This is a genomic window from Segatella copri (genome assembly GCF_019127135.1).
Classification (GTDB): domain Bacteria; phylum Bacteroidota; class Bacteroidia; order Bacteroidales; family Bacteroidaceae; genus Prevotella.
Genome location: NZ_JAHOEA010000143.1, coordinates 1 through 1,492, shown reverse-complemented (window position 1 = coordinate 1,492; position 1,492 = coordinate 1). Strand labels below are relative to the sequence as shown.

Below are 1,492 nucleotides of genomic sequence, written 5' to 3'. Positions count from 1 at the left end.
GCAGTTGTTGCTTTCCATCCAAAAGGCTTTCGATGTGCTTGTGGAAAAGAGAACGGACTTCGAGGCTAAGGATGTCAAGGAGGCTTTGCAGGGCAGCGTCAAGACACAGACCACCCTTCTCTCCTTCGTGGACGAGCATATCAGTGAACTCAGCACCCATGAGGGCATCGATATGTCGAAGAGCAGTGTCTGGACTTACAGAAAGATTCGCAAGAATCTCGCTGAGTTCATCGGGGAGAAGTATAAGTTGACTGATTTGGCTTTCGGACAGCTGACCGAGCCTTTCATCAGTGACTTTCACCATTACTTGCTTGACGAGAAAGGCTTTTCATCAGGAACCATCACCATCTATGTGTCGCTCTTCAAGAAAATGTGCCGCATCGCCTTTGAGCGAGGCTTGTGCAAGAACCTGCTGTTCGCCCATTATCGGGTTGGCACTCCAAGGGTTACGACACCCAAGGCTCTCAGCATGTCTGATTTCATAAAAATCCGTGATGCGGAACTGCCCGAAGACAAGCCTAGACTGTCCGTTAGCCGTGACCTGTTTCTTTTCGCCTGCTATGCAGGAACAGCCTTCATAGACACCGTTTCCATCACGAAAGCCAATGTCAAGGTGTTGGAGGATGGCGACAAATGGCTCATCTATAACCGCAAGAAGACCGGAACACTTGCCAGGGTGAAACTCCTGCCCGAGGCGTTGGAGCTGATGGCGAAATACGAGGACGGGGCAAGAGATACCCTTTTCCCATTGCTGAGCACGAATCGTGTTCGTATCGATCTCATCACCATCTGCAAGTTGGCGGAAACGAGCAAGACCTATTCCTACCATTCGGGACGACACTCGTTCGCCAGCCTCATTACGCTGGAGGCTGGTGTGCCGATGGAGACCATCTGCAAGATGCTCGGTCACAAGGATGTGAAGATGACGCAGCGGTATGCGAGAGTGACCCAAAAGAAGCTGTTTGAGGACATGGACAAGTTCATCGCTGCAACCGAGAAGGACTTCGTTCTCGCATTATGAACAAGGCTTTCAACTTTTCTTTTTACAGTTTCAACCACATTATTACATTATAAGGACAACAACTATGAGCAGAAGTACATTTTCAATTTTGCCTTACATCAACAGACAGAAGGTGAAGGCAGACGGAACAGCCAACATACTTTGCCGCATCACCGTTGACGGCAAAAGCGCAGCCATTTCCACAGGCATATCCTGTACCCCACAGGAGTGGAACGCCAAGAAGGGAGAGGTACGGAACGCAAGGGACAACGGACGATTGGCAGGTTTCCTTGCTGAGGTCAAGGATAAATACAACTCACTTCTTACCACCAATGGCATCATCACCGTGGAAATGCTGAAGGCTGTGTTGAAGGACAAGGACACGACAGGAAGGTTCTTGCTGAACTTTGGTGATACCATCGTGGAATGGTATCGAACCTCAAAAGCCAGACAAACCTTTCTGCACAAGCGGACATGGCAGAAGAACCTGAG

General features: G+C 49.5%; 2 protein-coding genes. Both read left to right on the top strand.

Features of this window, described 5'->3' with window-relative positions; translation table 11 throughout:
* Positions 1–1,021, top strand: a 1,021-nt coding sequence (locus KSW37_RS15540) for a tyrosine-type recombinase/integrase (protein ID WP_217743528.1), incomplete at its 5' end; no start/stop codon positions are given.
* A gap of 64 nt (positions 1,022–1,085) precedes the next feature.
* The coding region (locus tag KSW37_RS15535; protein ID WP_254368702.1) for an Arm DNA-binding domain-containing protein at positions 1,086–1,492 on the top strand (407 nt) is incomplete at its 3' end.